Source organism: Tropicimonas sp. IMCC34011, from assembly GCF_003390865.1.
Taxonomy (GTDB): Bacteria; Pseudomonadota; Alphaproteobacteria; order Rhodobacterales; family Rhodobacteraceae; genus Tropicimonas_B.
Map to the genome: position 1 here is coordinate 864,213 of NZ_QMEJ01000001.1, position 16,420 is coordinate 880,632.

Consider the following 16,420-nt stretch of genomic DNA (forward strand, 5'->3'; position numbering starts at 1 on the left):
TCGAGGCGTATCTAGCGGGACGCAGGCGCAATGTCATGGGGGTGCGGCACGCGGCTCAAATGCCACATTCCCGCCTCAATCGGACTCGGAGACGACAGGGCGACGGACGCAGCGTTAACCTTGGGGCAGAGTTGCCGAGGGGCCGCGTCGCGTTGGGGAGGGGCAGCCCTGCTTGAAAAGTTTGTCTGTAACCTGGGGATCTCCATGTTCTTTGAAATCGAACGCGCTCAGCGCGCGTCCGTCCGTTCGTCCGCCCTGCGGCTGTCCTGCGCCTCCGTTCTTGCCCTCTCCCTCGGCGCCGGCTCCGCAATCGCCCAAAGCTATGACGCCGGCGGCGGCACGGCCAACGCGACCAACTCCGTGGCCATCGGCGCCGGTGCAACCGTCGAGACCGGGGCCACGAACGGCGTTGCTCTCGGCGAAAGCGCCCTTGTGACCGAGGACTCCGTGGACGGTGTCGCGATCGGCTCCGAAGCGAACGCGTCCGGCCCCTCGACCACGGCCATCGGCGGCGAGAGCGACGCGACCGGCGCGGGAACGACGTCCATCGGCTGGCAATCCGAAGCCATCGACGACTTCGCCACCGCCGTCGGCCACCAGGCCAGCGCGTCCAACCTGCAAGCTGTCGCGATCGGCGAGGACAGCGACGCGTCCGGTGTCGGATCCATCGCCATCGGCGGCAACAACAATGCCGACGGCGAAGATGACACGGACGACACCGGCCAAGGCGCCGGCGCGACCGTCTCCGGGGTGGATTCCATCGCCATCGGCGCGGGTGCCTCCTCCACCGGCAACAGCTCCACCGTCCTCGGCGGCGAGGGCGTAGCGGACGGCGCCGGCACCACGGCGATCGGCTGGCGCTCCGAAGCGACCGCCGAACGCGCGCAGGCCTTCGGCCACCTTGCGACGGCACAGGGGGTACGCTCCCTCGCGGTCGGCGAGAACGCCGATGCCCAGTCGGACAATGCCACCGCCATCGGCAATGAATCGGTCGCGAACGGCGCTGACGCCCTCGCCATCGGCGACGAGGCGAACGCAGCCGGCCCCTCGACCACGGCCATCGGCGGCGAGAGCAACGCCACCAGCCCGGGGACGACCGCTCTCGGCTGGCAGTCGGAAGCGACGGACGATTTCGCCACCGCCGTCGGCCACCAGGCCAGCGCGACCAACCTGCAGGCCGTCGCGATCGGCGAGGACAGCAGCGCATCGGGTGTCGGCTCCATCGCGATCGGCGGCAACAACAACGCCGACGGCGAAGATGGCACCGAGGATAGCGGCCAGAACGCCGGCGCAACCGTCTCCGGGGTCGACTCCATCGCCATCGGCGCAGGTGCCTCCTCCATCGGCAACAGCTCCACAGTCCTCGGCGGCGAGGCGGCGGCGAACGGTGCCGGCACCACGTCGATCGGCTGGCGGTCCGAAGCGACCGCCGAGCGCGCGCAGGCCTTCGGTCACCTCGCCTCGGCGACCGGTGTCCGCTCTCTCGCGGTCGGCGAGGCCGCGAGCGCTTCTGGTGAAAACGCCGTTGCCCTCGGAAACCAGTCCTCCGCGGGCGGGGCGAATTCCCTCTCCTTCGGCAACGGAGCGAATGCGGCGCAGTCGAACGCCGTCGCCATCGGCCAAGGCGTGACGACGACCCGGGCGAACCAGGTCTCCGTCGGCAACGCGGCCAACACCTACACGCTGGCCGGCGTCACGTCCGAGGCCAGCACGGCGGCGCAGGGAACGCCCGTCGGTGTGGTGACGTCCGATGCCGCCGGCAACCTCGCGGTGGACACCACCATGATGCCGGCGATCAGCGCCCTCGGGGCCGGCGTCGCGGAGCTTCAGGACCAGTTCGAGGACATGTCCGACGACATCGACCGCAACGAGGAAGGCATCGCCATGGCGATGGCCATGAGCGCGCCCTACGTCGCGCCCGGCTCGGATTTCGCGATGTCCGGCGGCCTTGGCTTCTTCGAAGGCTCCTCCGCGGCGGCATTCGGCTTCGGGTACCGCGTCAACGGCAACATGCAGATCGACCTCGGTGTCGCACACGGCTTCGACCACGGCTCGACCGGCGGCCGCGTCGGCTTCTCCTACTCGTTCTGAGCATGACCATCAGCAAACTCGCACCGCCGCTTCTTGCGGCGGTGCTCCTCGTCTCGGGGGGCCTCGCCGCTCCCCTGTCTGCACAAGTCCTGACCGCCCCGGGTGGCGTCACGATCGAGGAAAGCTACGCCACCGCGCTGATCCGGGACACGCTCGCCGCCATCTCGCAGGCGAACAGGACCGGCAACTACACCGTCCTGAGGGACATCGCGGCGCCGTCCTTCGCCGCAACCAACGATCCGGCGGCGCTCGGCGCCTTCTTCTCGAACCTGAGAAGCGCGGGGCCGGACCTCCTCCCGGCGCTGGCGCTCGAACCTGAGATTCTTCGGTTCGAGACGACGCCGGATTCCCGGCAGTTGCGGCTCGTCGGGTACGTTCCGGCCTATCCGGAGCATATCAGCTTCGATCTGACCTTCGAACAGGTGCAGGCCGCGTGGCGCGTGAACGGCATGAGCGTCGGCGGCTTCGCACCAATCGACAGGACTGAGCGGCAGGCCCCGGCTCCCGGCCCCGCACCGACCCCGGCTCCAGCGCCTGTTCCCGGACAGGACGCGGCCCCGCCGAATGCCGACGGCGGGGATCAGGCGCCCGATCCGCAGGCCGAGTGACGCCCGACCAGCGGCGGGATCAGTGGTCCGGCGCCGGCGTCTGCTGGTGCTGGGCCTGGACCCAGCCATCGTCCCGCGCGATCCAGACCGACGTGCAGTAGACCCGGTGGATCGCGCCGTTCCCGGCATCGCCCTCGGCGAGATATCCCGTCACGGCGACATTCTTCGCCGGGCGCGCGATGCTCTTCTCGCTCATTTCGACACCGCTCCAGTCCGGCGCCTCGTCGAGCGCCTTGCGGGCCTCGTCGCCCTTGGTCACGCCAAGTGGCGGGCCGAAGACCATGATCGTGTCCGCTGGAACGGTCTTGTCGTGGAAGGCGGCGTGACCCGTCCAGAACCGGCGTTCGTGATCCCAGATGTCGTCATCGGTCGCATCGGTCATGGCAAATCCTTTCCCTTGCGTTCGCTCAAACACTCACCTGACAAACGCCGGCGGAGGGCCGGTGTGTTCCCTCGCAACGCGGTTTCTTCATTGGGGCAGGACAAGCCGCGGGAGGGCTCGATCCCGCGGCATCACCAGCGCTTCCGGCTTCGGATTTCGGATGCCTCCCGACCGTCCTTCGGCGCATTCGCGCTGCGGCCGATCACGCCCCCCCTGCTGACCGCAATGGGTCCCCGACGCCGTATTGACACGTCCCGCGGGTATCCCTAGATCAGCTCCGTTGGCACTCGCACCCGGTGAGTGACAACAGATGAAATCCAATGCGCGAGGAGCGTTCCAAATGGCATTCAAACCCCTGCACGACCGTGTCCTGGTTCGCCGCGTCGAATCCGACGAGAAGACCAAGGGCGGTCTCATCATCCCCGACAGCGCCAAGGAAAAGCCCGCCGAGGGCCAGATCGTGGCGGCCGGCGAAGGTGCCCGCAAGGATAGCGGAGAGCTGGCTCCGATGGCCGTCAAGGAAGGCGACAAGGTCCTGTTCGGCAAGTGGTCCGGCACCGAGGTGACCGTCGATGGCGAAGAGCTGCTGATCATGAAGGAAAGCGACATCCTCGGAATCATTTCCTGAGCGACGTCCCTCCTTCCCAATTCAATACCATTAGTCAGGAGTAGCATCACATGGCTGCAAAAGACGTCAAATTCGACACCGATGCCCGCAACCGCATGCTCAAGGGCGTGAACATCCTCGCCGACGCGGTGAAGGTCACGCTCGGCCCCAAAGGCCGTAACGTCGTCATCGAGAAGAGCTTCGGCGCCCCCCGCATCACCAAGGACGGTGTGTCGGTCGCCAAGGAGATCGAGCTCGAGGACAAGTTCGAGAACATGGGCGCCCAGATGGTGAAGGAAGTCGCTTCCCGCACCAACGACGAAGCGGGCGACGGCACCACCACCGCCACCGTTCTCGCCCAGGCGATCATCAAGGACGGCCTCAAGTCCGTCGCCGCCGGCATGAACCCGATGGACCTCAAGCGCGGTATCGACCTCGCCGTGTCCAAGGTCGTGCAGCACATCCGTGACGCCGCCCGCGACGTAACGGACAGCGACGAAGTCGCCCAGGTCGGCACCATCTCCGCCAACGGCGAGGCCGAGATCGGCCGTCAGATCGCCGACGCGATGCAGAAGGTCGGCAACGAGGGTGTCATCACCGTCGAGGAGAACAAGGGCCTCGAGACCGAGACCGAAGTCGTCGAGGGCATGCAGTTCGACCGCGGCTACCTCTCCCCCTACTTCGTCACCAACCCCGACAAGATGGTCGCCGAACTCGACGACTGCATGATCCTTCTGCACGAGAAGAAGCTCTCCTCGCTGCAGCCGCTCGTGCCGCTCCTCGAGCAGGTCATCCAGTCCCAGAAGCCGCTCCTCATCATCGCCGAGGACGTGGAAGGCGAAGCGCTGGCGACCCTCGTGGTCAACAAGCTGCGCGGCGGCCTGAAGATCGCTGCCGTCAAGGCCCCGGGCTTCGGCGACCGTCGCAAGGCCATGCTCCAGGACATCGCGATCCTCACGGGCGGCCAGGTGATCTCCGAAGATCTCGGCATGAAGCTCGAGAATGTCACGATGGACATGCTCGGCTCCGCCAAGACGGTGAACATCACCAAGGACGAGACCACCATCGTCGACGGTCACGGCGAAAAGGCCGAGATCGAGGCCCGCGTTTCCCAGATCCGCACGCAGATCGAAGAGACCACCTCGGACTACGACCGTGAGAAGCTCCAGGAGCGTGTTGCCAAGCTGGCCGGCGGCGTCGCCGTCATCCGCGTCGGCGGCATGTCCGAAATCGAGGTCAAGGAGCGTAAGGACCGCGTCGACGACGCGCTCAACGCAACCCGCGCCGCGGTTCAGGAAGGTGTCGTCGTCGGCGGCGGTGTCGCCCTCGTCCAGGGCGGCAAGGCCCTCGACGGTCTCACCGGCGTCAACGCCGATCAGGACGCCGGCATCGCCATCGTCCGTAAGGCCCTGGAAGCTCCGCTGCGCCAGATCGCCGAGAACTCCGGCGTCGACGGCTCCGTGGTTGCCGGCAAGATCCGTGAATCCCAGGATCTGTCCTTCGGCTTCAACGCGCAGACCGAAGAGTATGGCGACATGTTCAAGTTCGGCGTGATCGACCCCGCGAAGGTCGTCCGCACCGCGCTCGAGGATGCAGCCTCCGTGGCCGCGCTTCTGATCACCACGGAAGCCATGATCGCCGACAAGCCCGAGCCGAAAGGCCAGGGCGGCGCCGGCGGCGGCATGCCCGACATGGGCGGCATGGGCGGCATGATGTAAGTCAGCCGATCCATCCGGATCTTTGGGGGCGCTCCTTCGGGAGCGCCCCTTTTCGTTGGAGCGGCGGGGCTCAGCGACCGTAGCGGTACCGCTTGGCGATGGCGTCACCCTCAAGGCGGTGGGTGATGAAGCCCATCTTCTCGTAATAGGCCTGCCCCTCGACGTTCCGCACGCCTATCACCGCCTCGATATCCCGCAGGCCAACCTCCAGACCGACCGCCTGCGTCACCTCGAAAAGCCGCGATCCGACACCGCCGCGCCCTGCACCCGGTGCAACATGCGTGCCGATGATGCCCCACCCCGCGGGCGTTCCGTAGGGATTCCCCTCGGCGGCGAGCGTCAGCGACTGGAACCCCAGGAGGCTCCCCGCGTCATCCTCCGCAAGGGTGCACGCGATGCGGGCCGGATCGTCGATGTACCGCTCGAGCACGAAGGCCTCGTCCGCCGGCGAACTGCGCTTGCCGGCGGCGACGTGGGCCTGAAGCATGGTGGAGATGCGCGGCGCATCGGTGGGTGTGACGGGTCTGGTGATCATGGGCGGATCTCCGCAATCGGTTCGGGGGCTCCGTTCTGAACCTGCCAGGCCGCAAAAACAATCGTGCCGGCGCGGCCCCCCGCCCGTCTCATTTGGCTGGGCGGCGCAGGTTCCATGCGGTAGGGGGCGGACGAAGGGCGCACCGGCGCGCCGGTATCAGACGGGAGACAGCCAGCATGGTCCGCATCATCGAAAGCCTGTCCGAGATCGCGACACAGTACGACGCGGCCTTCGTCGACCTCTGGGGCTGCGTGCATGACGGGGTCCGCGCGCACCAAGGCGCCGTCGACGCGCTGGTGGCGTTCCGCAAGAGCAGCGGCAAGGTCGTCCTTCTGACCAACTCCCCCCGCCCCCGCGCCGAGGTGGAGAAGCAGCTGGACGAGCTCGGCGTCCCGCACGAGGCCTGGGATACCATCGCGACCTCCGGAGACAGCGCGCGCCTCGCGATGTTCGAAGGCGCCGTTGGGACACGCGTCTTCCATATTGGAACGCCCGAGGAGGCGCCGTTCTTCGAGCCGATCCACCTTCTGAAGAGCCCCGCCGAGATCCGCACCGTGCCCCTGGACGAGGCCGAGGGCATCGTCTGCACGGGCCCCTTCGACAGCACGGCCGATCCCTCCGTCCTGCGCGGCGAACTGCTCTACGCCAAGACCAAGGGAATGAAGCTTCTCTGCGCCAATCCCGATATCGTCGTGGATCGCGGCGAGAAGCGGGAATGGTGCGCCGGCGCCGTCGCGAAGCTCTACGAGGAGATGGGCGGCACATCGCTCTACTTCGGCAAGCCGCATCCGCCGATCTACGACCTTGCCCGGCGCCGGCTCGTCGAGGTCGCCCCCGTCTCGGACGACCGCATCTTGTGCATCGGGGACGGCCCGGCCACGGATATTCGCGGCGCGCTCGGCGAGGGGATGGACAGCCTCTTCATCACAGGGGGCCTGTCGCTGAAGGAAACCGGAACCGGCGAAGGGCCGGCTGGCCAGCCCGATCCTGCCCGGCTCGACGCACATCTCTCCGAAGAGCAGGTTCCGGCCACCTATGCCATGGGCCAACTCCGCTGACGCTGCGCCCCGACGGCTTGCCCTTCCGCCAAGCTGGGATTACCTCGCGGACCATGAGGCGCATCCGAACGATCGACGATGTCCTGCCGTCCGACCGGGGCGCCTGCGCGGCGATCGGGAATTTCGACGGCGTGCATCTGGGCCATCAGGCCATTCTGGACCGCGCGCGGGAGGCCGCGCCGGACGCGTCCCGTGCCGTGCTGACCTTCGAGCCGCATCCGCGCGAGGTCTTTGCGCCGGACGCCCCGCCCTTCCGGCTGATGCGGCCCGATACGCGCGCGCACAGGCTGGAGAAGCTGGGGCTGGATCTTCTGTTCGAGATCGAGTTCGACCGGGTGCGCGACCTCTCCCCGGAGGCGTTCTGCGCCGAGATCTGTGCCGCAACCCTCGGCCTCACCCATGCCGTCGTCGGCGAGGATTTCCGCTTCGGCAAGGGCCGCGCCGGGGATGCCGAGGCCTTTGTCCGGCTGGGGGAGACGAACGGCTTCGGCGTGACGATCCTGCCCGCTTTCGGCCTTGGGGACGGCGCGTCCCGCGTCTCCTCGAGCGGCGTGCGTGCGGCGCTCGAAGAGGGCCGCCCCCGGGATGCCGCCGCGATGCTCGGCCATTGGCACCGCGTCGACGGACCGGTCGAGCACGGCGACAAGCGGGGCCGCACGCTCGGCTACCCCACCGCCAATCTCGGAATGGAGGGGCTCCTCCTGCCGAAGCTCGGGGTCTATGCCGTACTCGTCGACATACTGGACGGCCCCCATGCCGGCTCGTGGCAGGGCGTCGCGTCCCTCGGCGTACGGCCCATGTTCGACGGCGGCGCGGCGAAGCTGGAGACGTTCCTCTTCGACTTCGACGGCGACCTTTACGGCACCGAAATTTCCGTCGCCCTCGTCGAGTTTCTCCGCCCGGAGGAAAAGTTCGACGGCATCGAGACGCTGATCGCCCAGATGGACCGCGACAAGGCAGAAGCCCGCGCCGTGCTGGAGGCCCTGTGAGCCGGCCCCGGCGCGACAGGCGCCCTGCCCCGAAGCCCGCCCGCAAGCCGGGCGAGAAGCAGGGCCTGCGCCCGCAATTCTGGGAGAACGTTCCGCTGCCGGAGATGACGGGCGCGGAATGGGAAGCGCTCTGTGACGGGTGCGGCAAGTGCTGCCTGAACAAGCTCGAGGACGAGGAGACCGGCGAGGTCGCCTATACCCGCATCGCCTGCCGCCTCCTCGACGATGCCACCTGCCGCTGCACCCATTACGAGACCCGTCACTCCTTCGTACCCGACTGCGTGACGCTCTCCCCGACAAACATCGCGACGAACGCCTACTGGATGCCCGTGACCTGCGCCTATCGCCTCCTGTGGGAGGGCCGGCCGCTGGAGGACTGGCACCCGCTGATCTCCGGCGATCCCGCCACGGTCCACAAGGCCGGCGTGTCCTGCCGGAACATCACCGTCTCGGAGTTCGACGTGCCTGAGGAGGATTGGGAGGACTACTTGATCGAAGGAGAGGTCTGATGTTCTTCGCATCCGATAATACCGGCCCGGTCCATCCCAGTGTGATGGAGGCCCTGAGCGCGGCGAACGAGGGTTACCTTCCGTCCTACGGCGCGGAAGACGCGATGGATCGCGTGACGGCGAGGCTGCGGGAGATCCTCGGCGCGCCGCAGGCGGAGGTGAGGCTCGTGGCGACTGGGACGGCGGCGAACGCTCTCCTTCTCGCGACCCTGTCTCGCCCGTGGGACACGATCTTCTGCCACGAGCTCGCCCATATCGAACAGGACGAGTGCGGCGCGCCGGAATTCTATTCGGACGCCAAGCTGACCCTCGTGACCGGGCCGGATGCCAAGATGGACCCGGATGCGCTCGAAGCGGCGATCACCGCCTCCGCCACCGGCGGCCGCTCCGTTCACCAGGTGCAGGCCGGACCGGTCTCCCTGACGAATGTGACCGAGCGGGGGACGCTCTACACGGTGGACGAGGTGACGACGCTCGCGGGCGTCGCCCGGGCGCACGGGCTGCCGGTCCACATGGATGGCTCGCGCTTTGCCAATGCCGTCGCTGCCCTGGGCTGCGCGCCGTCCGACCTTGTGCGGGACCTCGACGCGCTGTCGTTCGGAGGCACGAAGAACGGCTGTATGGGCGTCGAGGCGGCGGTGATCTTCGATCCCGAGAAGGCGTGGGAGTTCGACCTGCGCCGCAAGCGCGGCGCGCATCTCTTCTCGAAGCACCGCTATCTCACGGCGCAGATGGAGGCCTATCTGGCGGACGGCCTGTGGCTCGATCTCGCCGGCCGCGCCAATGCCACCTGTGCCCGGCTCGCCGAGGGGCTGGCAAGCGTGCCCGATATCAGCCTGATGCACCGCCACGAGGCCAACATGATCTTCTTCGAGGCCCCCCGCGCGCTTCATGCCGCGCTCCATGCCAAGGGCGCCCGCTACGCGACGATGGCGCCGCTGGAGGGGGACGGCGCGGCGCGCATCGGCGCACGTCTCGTCTGCGACTGGTCCGCAAAGGAGGAGATGGTGGACGCGTTCGTCGAGGCGGCCCGCGCGGGCTGACGGATCACTCCGTCAGGAACTCCCTCAGCGTCCTGGCAACGACGTCCGGCTTCGTGATCGGGGCGAGGTGCCCTGCCCCGTCCCAGATCACCTGCCGCGCGTGCGGCAGCCGCGCCGCGAGCGCGTCGTTCACCGCGCGCTGCACCGGGTGACTTTCGGAGCCCGCGGCAAGGAGGACCGGCATGGTCAGCCCTTCGAGCCCCCCCGGAGCCGCAAGCCCTGCGGGATCGCCGAAATTTCCGGTCTCGGCGGCGATGACGAGGTGCATTCGGTCCGCCGTATAGGCTCTCGTGCGGGCGTCGAGCGCCTCCCACGGACGACCGGTGCCCCAGATGTCGGTGAAGTATCGCGCGGCGGGCTCCGGCCCCTCCTCCAGCTTCGCGGCCAGTCCCACCATGTCCGCCTGGAGCTGCTCGAACGCCTCCGTGCCTTCCGCCGCGCGGAACCACACGGGCTCGATCAGGACGAGACGGCGGACCAGATCGGGGCGTGCCGCGGCAAGGCGCAGCGCGACCACGCCGCCGAAGGAATGCCCGATGAGGACGCCCGGCCCGTCCATGGCCTCAAGCGCGCGCTCAAGCGCCACGGCGCCGTACTCCCCGGTCCCGTCCCAGTCCGGCGCGGTGCCGTGGCCGGGATGATCGGGCGCGGTCAGGGTGAGGAGGTCCCCGAGCCGCTCTCCGACGCCGCGCCACGCCATGCCGCTGGCGAGAGCGCAATGGAGCGCGAGGGCCGTCTCAGGCCCCTGTCCGAAGCGATGTACGCCCTCCACGCCTCAGAGCTCGCCCGAAAGGTGGGCGTCCAGGTCCTCGAGCCGATCCTGGCCCCAGAACCGTTCACCGCCCTGCGTGATGTAGAACGGGACCCCGAAGACGCCGGCGCCGACCGCCTCCTCAAGGTTCCGCGGATAGGTTTCCGCGCCGAGAAGGAGGCCGCTATCGGCAAGGGCGGGATCGAATCCGGCCTCTGAGAGCGCGGCCTTGATCACCTCGTCCTCGGAGACGTCCTTTTCCTCGGCCCAGCAGGCGCGGGCGAGTGCATGGACGAGAGCGCCCAGATCGCCGCCGCCGGCTTCCTGTGCCGCGATGATCGCGTAGGCCGACGGGGCCGGGTTGGCCGGGAAGAAGGCCGGTCTCTCGTTCAGCTCCAGCCCCCGCTTCCTCGACTGGCGGCGCAGTTCCTGCAGCCTGAGCGCCTGCCGGTTGGGATGCCGCTCGGCGGGCGGCGTCCCCCCGGTCCGGGCAAAGAGGGCCATCGGATCCACCGGCTTGTAGGTGACGGTCAGACCGTGCCGCGCGGCGATCTCCTCGAGCCTTTGGCCCGCGAGATAGACGAAGGGCGAGATCGTCGTGAAGTAATAGTCCAGTCCGGCCATGCTCGGGGCCTCCCGCCGCTCGTGGTAAATTTTGGCGACCCTAGCGGCCTCACGGCCACGAACAAGGCCTTACGCGCGCCCGCAAGGGGCCGGGAGCGCTACCGGCGGTTCCCATCGGCAGCGCAGGGCCGTATGGCGAGGGCGCGCTCGATGCTCCCACGCGAATCGCCACAAAAGGTCCCCCCATGAAGAACATGACCCAGCCGAAGCTCATCGCGGGCAATTCGAATCTCACATTGGCGCGCGGGATCGTCAGGCGGGTTTCGATGCACCGGGGAATGACGGTGGGCCTCGTGGATGCCAGGGTCGAGCGGTTCAACGATCAGGAAATCTTCGTCGAGGTGTTCGAGAACGTCCGGGGAGAGGACATGTTCATCGTCCAGCCGACGTCCCGCCCCGCGAACGACAACCTGATGGAGCTCCTGATCATGGCCGACGCGCTCAAGCGCTCCTCGGCTGCTCGCATCACCGCCGTGATCCCGTATTTCGGCTATGCCAGGCAGGATCGCCGCACCAAGGCCCGCACGCCGATCAGCGCCAAGCTCGTGGCCAACATGATCGCGACGGCCGGCATCGACCGGGTCCTGACGATGGATCTCCACGCAGCGCAGATCCAGGGCTTCTTCGATCTCCCGGTGGACAACCTGTACTCCTCCCCCGTCTTCGCGCTCGACGTGCTGAACCAGTTCAAGGACCGGAAGGACAAGATCACCATCGTCTCTCCCGATGTCGGCGGCGTGGCCCGCGCACGGGACCTCGCCCAGCGGATCGGCTGCGCGCTCGCCATCGTGGACAAGCGCCGCGAGAAGGCGGGAGAAGTGGCGGAGATGACGGTGATCGGCGATGTCGAGGACCAGATCTGCATCATCGTGGACGATATCTGCGATACTGCGGGAACGCTTTGCAAGGCGGCCGAGACGCTGGTCGAGGCCGGCGCGGGCGAAGTGCATTCCTATATCACCCACGGCGTGCTCTCCGGCCCCGCCATCGAGCGGATCGAGAAATCGGTAATGAAGTCCCTCGTGATCACGGATTCCATCGAGCCGTCGGACGCCGTCCTGAATGCGCGCAACATCCGCATCGTCCCCACCGCGCCGATGTTCGCCCAGGCCATCCTGAACATCTGGAACGGCACTTCCGTGTCGTCCCTGTTCGAGCACGAGACGCTCTCGGCGATCTACGAAGGCATGTACTGACCGGGAGCCGGCCAGATCGGGGCCGGTCTTTCGGGCCGTGAGGCACGACGTCACCTTACGCCTCGCGTGCCCCTGCCCTAACACCGCCCCATCCGGAGGGGATGGAACCGGCCCATGCTGATCCATGTCGGCGAAGATCGCACAGAGACCATCGACCTGGCCCTGGCCGGTGTCATGTCCCTCATCGCCGGTGCGCTGAACGCCGTCGGCTTCCTCGTCGCAGGGTCCTTCACAGCGAACATGACCGGCAACATCTCGATGTTCGCCGAGTATCTCGGGCGGCAGGACATTCTCCTCGCTCTGTCCTTTGCGGGGCTGGTGGCGGCCTTCATCTGCGGCGCAGGCCTCGCCGCCTTCGCGGTCCGGACGGGCGAGCGGCACCGCGTCCGCTCGGTCTATGCGCTCGCCATCGCGGCGGAGGCGGCCATCCTCGTGCCCCTCGGCATCCTCCTCCTCGCCCGCCCCGGGACCGCCGGGGAGATGCACCTGATGGTGGTCCTCAGCTTCGTGATGGGCCTGCAGAACGCCGTGACGACGATGATCTCGGGTGCGCAGGTCCGTACGACCCATGTCTCCGGCATGGCGACCGACGTGGGGATCGAGCTCGCGGCGTTGACCGAGCGCGGCGCGGCCCGGGCCAAGGCGCTGCCCAAGCTGAAGCTCCACCTCCTGACGCTCACCGCGTTCGCCGCCGGGGGTGTGGCGGGAACGCTGATTTTCGCGCTGATCGGCCACTGGCTCTTCATCCTCGCAGGCGCGGCGCTATTGCTGGTCTCTGTGCCCGAAATCTGCCGCGCGGGGCGCTCTGCCTAATCTTCGGCCCCGTTACCCGACGCGTCGTCGTAGAGCCCTTCCCAGTCGTCGTTATGCGCCGCCTCTCCGATGGCCATCCAACTCGCCCGGACGCGGGCAACGCGCGTGTCGCTCCACGTGCGGAACACGAGTGTGAACCCGGCAACGTCGACCGCCTCCGCGCTCACGTCGGCCCGTTGATTGGCGCCGCGGCCAAAATCGAACATGGCGAGCGAGACGTGCACCGACGGGATGGCGCGAAAGGTCTCTGAAAACCGCACCCGTGTCTCGACGGCGCGCGGCCCCGTCCCGGTCCACATCGGCCCTCCCGTCTCGAAATCGCTGAAGAGAACGAGACTGCCCTGATCGACGCCGATCAGGTGATTTCGCATGAACCTCATTACCGGCCACCTTCCTCGCCGAACCGAACATACCGGGACCCGGGCGTCATAGCGCTCGATCGGCACCGGGCACGCAGGCCCGGCCATGAAACCCGGCAGAGTTCCGCCGATGAAACACAGGCCGCCGGCCAATACCAGCTTATCGCGCAAGTCACTGAGATCCCAAACGGAGTTTGCGGCGTTTGGCTCCTCGTAAGATGGCGGCCCGCACCTGTTCGCGCCGCCCGAAAGGGAGAGAATCCATGTGGAAGACATTGATTGCAACGACGGCCATCCTGCCTCTCACGTTTGTTCCGCTCGCGGCGCAGGACGCCGCAACGAATTCTGATGAGGAAGTCACTGAAGGTCAGGCCGAAGACGGCGGCCAGATCATCGTGACCGACGGCGAAACCGACGCCGAAGCGACGACCGAAGGCGACATGGACGCCGAAGCTGACATGGAAGCCGAGGGCGACATGGATGCCGAAGCCGACATGGAAGCCGAGGGCGACATGGACGCTGAGGCCGACATGGATGCCGAAGGCGACATGGACGCTGAGGCCGACATGGATGCCGCACCGGACGCCGAGATGGAAGCCGATGCCGAGGTCGCTGCGCCGGAAGCCAATTCCGAGGTCGTCGAGACCGAGCAGCAGGCTCCCGAGCTTCGCGGCGATTGGATCATGGGTGCGACTGTGACGTCCCTCGACGGCGAAACCATCGGTGATATCAACGACGTCATGCTCGATGCAGAGGCCGGTGAAATCACGTCCGCCATCGTTTCCGTGGGCGGCTTCCTCGGGATCGGCGCGAAGCAGATCGCCGTCAACTGGGAAGAACTGAACATCAACAACGACGGCCGGGAAATCACCCTCGACCTGACCCGCGAGGAGGCCGATGCGGCTCCGGAATACGTCTTCCGTGAGCGCCAGCAGGCACCGATGCCGGCGACGGACACGATGGGCGGTTCCACCGGCGCCATGGACGGCGGCGTTGCCCCGGTCGATGGCACCGCAGAGCCGATGGCACCCGCTGGCGAGACGGCACCCGCCGGCGAGACGGCACCGGCTGCCAACTGATCCAGCCTGGTCGTTTCGGCGATCAGACGGAAGGCCCCGCGGGTTTGCCCCGCGGGGCCTTTCGACGTTCAGAGGGTCACGCAGCGAACTCCGCTTCGGGCCCCATGCCCGGAAACGAGAAAGGCCCCGCCGGGTGAACCCGCGGGGCCTTTCGTAAAGCTGTGAGCGCTTACCTCAGAGAGAGGGCTGCTTCGGGCTGAGCCCGATATGCTCGCCGGCGGCGACCATGTCGGACAGGAGCTTGGCTGCGTCATCGACCGGGCCCGGCTCGTTCTGCCAAGTTTCCTTGGCACGGCCGTATTCCTGATGCGCCTCCTCGACCATCTGGTCGATCATCTCCTGGCTCACCTCGTCGGCATGATGCGCGCGCTCGGCGAGGATGGACGTACCCTCCTTGCCGATCTCCGCGAAGCCGCCCGTGACGAGATACTTCTCTTCCTTGCCACCGGTGACGATGACGAGGACGCCCGGACGGAGCGTGGTGATCAGCGGCGAGTGATCGGGCATCGCCGTCAGATCGCCGTCCGCCCCCGGAATGCGCACTTCACTCGCCTGCACGGAAGCAACCATGCGCTCCGGCGAGACGAGATCGACCTGCATCGTGTCAGCCATCTGGCCTCCTTACGCCGCGTCCGCGGCCATCTTCTCGGCCTTCGCGACCGCCTCGTCGATATCGCCGACCATGTAGAAGGCGCTCTCGGGCAGGTGATCGTACTCGCCGGCGACGACAGCCTTGAAGGAGGCGATCGTCTTGTCGAGCGGAACCTGCACGCCGGGGAAACCGGTGAAGACCTGGGCCACGTCGAACGGCTGCGACAGGAAGCGCTGGATCTTCCGGGCACGGGCCACGGTCAGCTTGTCCTCCTCGGAAAGCTCGTCCATCCCGAGGATGGCGATGATGTCCTGAAGCGCCTTGTAGCGCTGGAGGATACCCTGAACGTCACGGGCAACCTGGTAGTGCTCCTCGCCGACGACCTGCGGATCGAGGATCCGCGAGGTGGAGTCGAGCGGGTCCACGGCCGGGTAGATGCCGAGCTCGGAGATCGCGCGGCTGAGAACCGTAGTCGCGTCGAGGTGGGCGAAGGACGTGGCCGGCGCGGGGTCGGTCAGGTCGTCCGCGGGCACGTAGATCGCCTGAACCGAGGTGATCGAGCCGGCATTCGTGGAGGTGATCCGCTCCTGCATCGCGCCCATGTCGGTCGCGAGCGTCGGCTGGTAGCCCACGGCGGAGGGGATGCGGCCAAGAAGCGCCGACACCTCGGAGCCCGCCTGCGTGAAGCGGAAGATGTTGTCCACGAAGAACAGCACGTCCGTGCCCGACTGGTCGCGGAACTGCTCGGCCATGGTCAGGCCAGACAGAGCGACGCGCATCCGCGCTCCCGGCGGCTCGTTCATCTGGCCGTAGACCAGTGCCACCTTGGACTTGGACAGGTCGTTCTCGTCGATGACGCCGGATTCGATGAACTCGTAGTAGAGGTCATTGCCCTCACGGGTCCGCTCGCCGACGCCGGCGAACACGGAGTACCCCGAGTGCACCTTCGCGATGTTGTTGATCAGTTCCTGGATGAGAACCGTCTTGCCGACGCCCGCACCGCCGAAGAGGCCGATCTTGCCGCCCTTCGAATAGGGGGCGAGCAGGTCGATGACCTTGATGCCGGTCACGAGGATGTCGGACGAGGTCGCCTGAGCCGCGAACGGCGGGGCCTCTGCGTGGATCGGGCGGGTCTCGGCGGCGTTCACCGGGCCCTTCTCGTCCACGGGTTCACCGACGACGTTCATGATCCGCCCGAGGGTCGCGTCGCCCACCGGAACGGAAATCGGCGTGCCGAGGTCCGTCACGGCCTGGCCGCGAACGAGGCCTTCGGTGCTGTCCATCGCGATGGCGCGAACGGTGCTCTCGCCGAGGTGCTGGGCGACCTCGAGGACGAGGCGCTTGCCGTTGTTGTCCAGCTCCAGCGCGTTCAGGATCTCGGGCAGGTGGCCGTCGAAGCGGACGTCCACGACGGCGCCGATGACCTGGGTCACTTTGCCAGTTGGGTTTGCCATATTCGGTCTCTC

18 protein-coding genes are annotated in these 16,420 nt (G+C 67.4%); 11 read left to right on the forward strand and 7 right to left on the reverse strand.

The genetic code is table 11. From position 1 onward, the window contains the following. The first annotated feature begins 204 nt into the window (after window positions 1-204). Both DQG15_RS04165 and DQG15_RS04170 read left to right on the forward strand, forming a co-directional pair. Window positions 205-2,091 carry a YadA-like family protein gene (locus DQG15_RS04165; protein WP_232830703.1) on the forward strand — a complete coding sequence of 629 codons (1,887 nt, stop codon included), beginning with the start codon at window positions 205-207 and terminating at the stop codon, window positions 2,089-2,091. Between the two features lie 2 nt (window positions 2,092-2,093). After that, the gene (locus tag DQG15_RS04170; RefSeq protein WP_116082973.1) at window positions 2,094-2,699 is read left to right on the forward strand and encodes a hypothetical protein; all 606 of its coding nucleotides are present in this window, start codon (window positions 2,094-2,096) and stop codon (window positions 2,697-2,699) included. A gap of 19 nt (window positions 2,700-2,718) precedes the next feature. On the opposite strand, the gene DQG15_RS04175 is transcribed toward DQG15_RS04170, so the two are convergent. Then, on the reverse strand, window positions 2,719-3,081 hold the full coding sequence (locus tag DQG15_RS04175) for a hypothetical protein (protein ID WP_116082975.1): 363 nt from the start codon (window positions 3,079-3,081) through the stop codon (window positions 2,719-2,721). Window positions 3,082-3,421: 340 nt separating this feature from the next. On the opposite strand from DQG15_RS04175, the gene groES reads away from it, so the two are divergent. Both groES and groL read left to right on the forward strand, forming a co-directional pair. Next, window positions 3,422-3,709 carry a co-chaperone GroES gene (gene groES, locus DQG15_RS04180; RefSeq protein ID WP_116082976.1) on the forward strand — a complete coding sequence of 96 codons (288 nt, stop codon included), beginning with the start codon at window positions 3,422-3,424 and terminating at the stop codon, window positions 3,707-3,709. Window positions 3,710-3,759: 50 nt separating this feature from the next. Next, on the forward strand, window positions 3,760-5,406 hold the full coding sequence (gene groL / locus DQG15_RS04185) for a chaperonin GroEL (RefSeq protein ID WP_116082978.1): 1,647 nt from the start codon (window positions 3,760-3,762) through the stop codon (window positions 5,404-5,406). A 70-nt stretch (window positions 5,407-5,476) separates the two neighbouring features. Here the strand turns inward: groL and DQG15_RS04190 are convergent, their stop codons facing one another. After that, the gene (locus tag DQG15_RS04190; RefSeq protein WP_116082979.1) at window positions 5,477-5,941 is read right to left on the reverse strand and encodes a GNAT family N-acetyltransferase; all 465 of its coding nucleotides are present in this window, start codon (window positions 5,939-5,941) and stop codon (window positions 5,477-5,479) included. Window positions 5,942-6,117: 176 nt separating this feature from the next. On the opposite strand from DQG15_RS04190, the gene DQG15_RS04195 reads away from it, so the two are divergent. From DQG15_RS04195 to DQG15_RS04210, 4 genes are read left to right on the forward strand one after another with little or no spacing between them, the layout of a single operon-like run. Next, a complete protein-coding gene (locus DQG15_RS04195; RefSeq protein ID WP_116082981.1) occupies window positions 6,118-6,999 on the forward strand; it encodes a TIGR01459 family HAD-type hydrolase in 882 nt (293 codons plus the stop codon). 53 nt (window positions 7,000-7,052) lie between these two features. Then, window positions 7,053-7,988, forward strand: a complete 936-nt coding sequence (locus DQG15_RS04200; protein ID WP_116082982.1) for a bifunctional riboflavin kinase/FAD synthetase — start codon at window positions 7,053-7,055, stop codon at window positions 7,986-7,988. Then, the gene (locus DQG15_RS04205; protein WP_370454158.1) at window positions 7,985-8,497 is read left to right on the forward strand and encodes a YcgN family cysteine cluster protein; all 513 of its coding nucleotides are present in this window, start codon (window positions 7,985-7,987) and stop codon (window positions 8,495-8,497) included. The genes DQG15_RS04200 and DQG15_RS04205 overlap by 4 nt, the downstream gene beginning before the upstream one ends. Further along, complete coding sequence (locus tag DQG15_RS04210) at window positions 8,497-9,540, forward strand: low specificity L-threonine aldolase (protein WP_116082984.1); 1,044 nt, start codon at window positions 8,497-8,499, stop codon at window positions 9,538-9,540. The genes DQG15_RS04205 and DQG15_RS04210 overlap by 1 nt, the downstream gene beginning before the upstream one ends. Window positions 9,541-9,544: 4 nt before the next feature. Here DQG15_RS04210 and DQG15_RS04215 read toward each other — a convergent pair whose 3' ends face one another. Both DQG15_RS04215 and DQG15_RS04220 read right to left on the reverse strand, forming a co-directional pair. Beyond that, window positions 9,545-10,312, reverse strand: a complete 768-nt coding sequence (locus tag DQG15_RS04215; protein ID WP_232830704.1) for an alpha/beta fold hydrolase — start codon at window positions 10,310-10,312, stop codon at window positions 9,545-9,547. Window positions 10,313-10,315: 3 nt separating this feature from the next. Further along, the gene (locus tag DQG15_RS04220; protein WP_116082986.1) at window positions 10,316-10,915 is read right to left on the reverse strand and encodes a 2-hydroxychromene-2-carboxylate isomerase; all 600 of its coding nucleotides are present in this window, start codon (window positions 10,913-10,915) and stop codon (window positions 10,316-10,318) included. Window positions 10,916-11,100: 185 nt separating this feature from the next. On the opposite strand from DQG15_RS04220, the gene DQG15_RS04225 reads away from it, so the two are divergent. Both DQG15_RS04225 and DQG15_RS04230 read left to right on the forward strand, forming a co-directional pair. Beyond that, the gene (locus tag DQG15_RS04225) at window positions 11,101-12,111 is read left to right on the forward strand and encodes a ribose-phosphate pyrophosphokinase (protein WP_116082987.1); all 1,011 of its coding nucleotides are present in this window, start codon (window positions 11,101-11,103) and stop codon (window positions 12,109-12,111) included. A 114-nt stretch (window positions 12,112-12,225) separates the two neighbouring features. Continuing rightward, window positions 12,226-12,924, forward strand: coding sequence for a YoaK family protein (locus tag DQG15_RS04230; protein WP_116082989.1), 699 nt, complete (start codon window positions 12,226-12,228; stop codon window positions 12,922-12,924). On the opposite strand, the gene DQG15_RS04235 is transcribed toward DQG15_RS04230, so the two are convergent. Beyond that, window positions 12,921-13,304, reverse strand: a complete 384-nt coding sequence (locus DQG15_RS04235; RefSeq protein ID WP_116082991.1) for an H-type lectin domain-containing protein — start codon at window positions 13,302-13,304, stop codon at window positions 12,921-12,923. The two genes, DQG15_RS04230 and DQG15_RS04235, sit on opposite strands and share 4 nt — an antisense overlap. Before the next feature lie 242 nt (window positions 13,305-13,546). Between DQG15_RS04235 and DQG15_RS04240 the strand changes: the two genes are divergently transcribed. Beyond that, window positions 13,547-14,362, forward strand: a complete 816-nt coding sequence (locus tag DQG15_RS04240) for a PRC-barrel domain-containing protein (RefSeq protein ID WP_157968887.1) — start codon at window positions 13,547-13,549, stop codon at window positions 14,360-14,362. 174 nt (window positions 14,363-14,536) lie between these two features. Here the strand turns inward: DQG15_RS04240 and DQG15_RS04245 are convergent, their stop codons facing one another. Together DQG15_RS04245 and atpD are read right to left on the reverse strand one after the other, a co-directional pair. Further along, window positions 14,537-14,974 (reverse strand): F0F1 ATP synthase subunit epsilon, encoded by a 438-nt coding sequence (locus DQG15_RS04245; RefSeq protein WP_116082994.1) that lies wholly within the window; start codon window positions 14,972-14,974, stop codon window positions 14,537-14,539. Window positions 14,975-14,983: 9 nt separating this feature from the next. Beyond that, window positions 14,984-16,408 (reverse strand): F0F1 ATP synthase subunit beta, encoded by a 1,425-nt coding sequence (gene atpD, locus DQG15_RS04250; RefSeq protein ID WP_116082996.1) that lies wholly within the window; start codon window positions 16,406-16,408, stop codon window positions 14,984-14,986. Window positions 16,409-16,420 lie beyond the last annotated feature (12 nt).

Bases quoted from the DNA above. Each gene is read 5' to 3' on its own strand.
- groL (WP_116082978.1), top strand. From the start codon at position 3,760: ATGGCTGCAAAAGACGTCAAATTCGACACCGATGCCCGCAACCGCATG.
- DQG15_RS04225 (WP_116082987.1), top strand. From the start codon at position 11,101: ATGAAGAACATGACCCAGCCGAAGCTCATCGCGGGCAATTCGAATCTC.
- DQG15_RS04220 (WP_116082986.1), bottom strand. From the start codon at position 10,915: ATGGCCGGACTGGACTATTACTTCACGACGATCTCGCCCTTCGTCTAT.
- DQG15_RS04245 (WP_116082994.1), bottom strand. From the start codon at position 14,974: ATGGCTGACACGATGCAGGTCGATCTCGTCTCGCCGGAGCGCATGGTT.
- DQG15_RS04175 (WP_116082975.1), bottom strand. From the start codon at position 3,081: ATGACCGATGCGACCGATGACGACATCTGGGATCACGAACGCCGGTTC.
- DQG15_RS04210 (WP_116082984.1), top strand. From the start codon at position 8,497: ATGTTCTTCGCATCCGATAATACCGGCCCGGTCCATCCCAGTGTGATG.
- DQG15_RS04240 (WP_157968887.1), top strand. From the start codon at position 13,547: ATGTGGAAGACATTGATTGCAACGACGGCCATCCTGCCTCTCACGTTT.
- DQG15_RS04170 (WP_116082973.1), top strand. From the start codon at position 2,094: ATGACCATCAGCAAACTCGCACCGCCGCTTCTTGCGGCGGTGCTCCTC.
- atpD (WP_116082996.1), bottom strand. From the start codon at position 16,408: ATGGCAAACCCAACTGGCAAAGTGACCCAGGTCATCGGCGCCGTCGTG.
- groES (WP_116082976.1), top strand. From the start codon at position 3,422: ATGGCATTCAAACCCCTGCACGACCGTGTCCTGGTTCGCCGCGTCGAA.
- DQG15_RS04195 (WP_116082981.1), top strand. From the start codon at position 6,118: ATGGTCCGCATCATCGAAAGCCTGTCCGAGATCGCGACACAGTACGAC.
- DQG15_RS04190 (WP_116082979.1), bottom strand. From the start codon at position 5,941: ATGATCACCAGACCCGTCACACCCACCGATGCGCCGCGCATCTCCACC.
- DQG15_RS04165 (WP_232830703.1), top strand. From the start codon at position 205: ATGTTCTTTGAAATCGAACGCGCTCAGCGCGCGTCCGTCCGTTCGTCC.
- DQG15_RS04230 (WP_116082989.1), top strand. From the start codon at position 12,226: ATGCTGATCCATGTCGGCGAAGATCGCACAGAGACCATCGACCTGGCC.
- DQG15_RS04235 (WP_116082991.1), bottom strand. From the start codon at position 13,304: ATGAGGTTCATGCGAAATCACCTGATCGGCGTCGATCAGGGCAGTCTC.
- DQG15_RS04200 (WP_116082982.1), top strand. From the start codon at position 7,053: ATGAGGCGCATCCGAACGATCGACGATGTCCTGCCGTCCGACCGGGGC.